Below are 2,072 nucleotides of genomic sequence, written 5' to 3' on the forward strand. Positions count from 1 at the left end.
GCTGACGAACTGGAATTTATTTGTTGTTATTTTCTATCAATCCCCAAAACATCATAGTATTCATCACTATACTCAATGCCACTATTGTCAAAGCGAGATTGCAGTTCTTTTACATAGTCATAAGGGTTATCAATAGGGGAAATTTCTAATTCTGTTTCAAGATAACTTAATGTCGCTTTCTGTTCCTCTGTGCGGATTGCTTCTTCCTCTTTGAGGTGTTTTTCAAATTTGTCTTTGTCCATCCAAATAATCTGCTCAATAGGATTAGTAGAACCACAAGCAAGAATAAGTCTCATAAAATCCTCAAAGGTTCTTGCCAGTGGATAAACAAAAACATCTGCACAAGTATCAGGATTGCAGGCAAAAACCATTTCCCCATACGGCTCAATAAAGCAATACATAATACTTCCTTCAAAACCTATTGCCTTTGCATTGGTCGGATAGCAGAAGTAAGAATAAATATCTTCAACTTGTTCAAGACAAATCAAAGAGCCATTTATATTCAGTTCTTTGTATTGGTCAAAAAGTGTTTCCATTTTATCACACTCCTTTACAACTTCTAATTTTTCAGTTCTACAAGTTGGAAGTTGTCGCTATGAAATTTCTTTTTCATCATCTCTTGGTGGTCGGACATAACATAACATTTCTTTTTCACAAGCACCAAATTTTGAGAAATTGGATTTCGCTTCTTTTAGCGTTATTCCATGATTAGAGTCGCTTGGTTCGTTATCAGAAGCAATGAACGGGTCATTCTCCCAAAAACAAACGGGGCAAATATACCCACAATCTTCATTTGCCGGAACATTATAGGTAAAATATCCGCAGCAAGGACATTGGTATTTTTTCATATAAACCTCACGTTTAAGCCTTGACCTCAAATTCCTGATTTATTTCTGACTTTATTATACTTCATCGATTATCGAAAAGATAGCATATTTTATGAAACTTGTCGGCTGGGAACAGCTTGCACCGCAAGGTGTCCCCAACAGGCAAGTCCACAAAAGGGTAGCTGGCTGCAGCCAGCGCAGGGGAAGTGTAGCGTCCCCTGTTTGATTTGGAGCAGACCATGACTGCGGAAAATCACAGCTCTCCGGCGAGGAGCCTTCGGAGAACGCAATGCACCAACCTCTGGGTGGTGTATAATTGCGCCCTTAGTAAACTAAGGGGTTTCCGGCTTCTCCCGTTCCAGCATTTTTTTCAATAGTTCCTGCGTGTCCTGCCTGTGAAAAATGAGTTTCAACAACAGCATGACATCATCATCTGTTAGGCGTTCCGGCTCTTGCAGAAAACTTTCCAGCATACCGCCACGAGTGCAGAGCCGGTGCGTCCGTTCCTTTCGGGTAAGCTGCTTTAACTGGTGCTGCAATGCCTTTTCATCATTGATGGCTTTCCGCAGTTTCTTTTCGCTTTTCTCCAGCTCCCGGTTGAGCTTTTCCAGCTTCGAGGTATCAGGCAAGGGCAGCGTCCTCCTTTCCCGGTATCAGCACATAAATCCTATTCGGTTCTCCCACGCCCTGACGCACCCGCATGATAAGTCCGGCGTTTTCCAGTTCATTCAGAGAACGCTTGACCGTCATGGGACTGCGGGACAGGACTGCGGCAATGGCTGTGACAGGGAAGCAGACAAACAGGATTCCGTTCTCGTCCTCCTGCTCTTTGGATAGCATAGCGTCCAGCATCCGGCAGTACATGACCTTTGCGGTGCTGCTGACTGGAAATCCTGTCAACGCTCTGGGAAATGGCATACAGGGCGGCAATGGTGTGTCTATCGTCATAAATTCAAAATTCATTCGGTGTGTTCCTCCTTTTTCTTTGCTCGTTTGGATAAATAACGGGGGCAGTCAATCACAACCGCCCGGAAGCTCTGCCTGCACCCATGCTGGCATTTCCGGCATAATTCGTTGTAAGTGACACGCCCCCGGTCATTGAGGTAAAAGGAAAGCTCATGCTTCCTCTTTTTACTCATTCTCGGCATATTGTGTTTCCTCCCGTTTTAGTGTATGGTTTCGGGGCGATTTTCGGCAAAATTACAGCCATAGAGCCGCCTAAAATCTCCCGAAGTATCAGCGATA

5 protein-coding genes are annotated in these 2,072 nt (G+C 44.0%); all 5 read right to left on the reverse strand.

Translation table 11 applies throughout. From position 1 onward, the window contains the following. Positions 1-26 precede the first annotated feature (26 nt). Complete coding sequence (locus tag ACSAMP_RS00875; RefSeq protein ID WP_006873177.1) at positions 27-536, reverse strand: hypothetical protein; 510 nt, start codon at positions 534-536, stop codon at positions 27-29. A gap of 57 nt (positions 537-593) precedes the next feature. After that, entirely contained in the window at positions 594-848 is a 255-nt protein-coding gene (locus ACSAMP_RS00880) for a CPCC family cysteine-rich protein (RefSeq protein WP_006575072.1), read from the reverse strand. 311 nt (positions 849-1,159) lie between these two features. Next, positions 1,160-1,456, reverse strand: a complete 297-nt coding sequence (locus ACSAMP_RS00885) for a DUF3847 domain-containing protein (RefSeq protein ID WP_009296086.1) — start codon at positions 1,454-1,456, stop codon at positions 1,160-1,162. Beyond that, complete coding sequence (locus ACSAMP_RS00890) at positions 1,449-1,790, reverse strand: replication initiator protein A (RefSeq protein ID WP_054328106.1); 342 nt, start codon at positions 1,788-1,790, stop codon at positions 1,449-1,451. Before ACSAMP_RS00890 ends, ACSAMP_RS00885 begins: the two co-directional genes overlap by 8 nt. Beyond that, on the reverse strand, positions 1,787-1,975 hold the full coding sequence (locus tag ACSAMP_RS00895; protein WP_005930722.1) for a hypothetical protein: 189 nt from the start codon (positions 1,973-1,975) through the stop codon (positions 1,787-1,789). The genes ACSAMP_RS00890 and ACSAMP_RS00895 overlap by 4 nt, the downstream gene beginning before the upstream one ends. Positions 1,976-2,072: the final 97 nt, after the last annotated feature.

This window comes from Flintibacter sp. SJQ-8 (assembly GCF_054108085.1).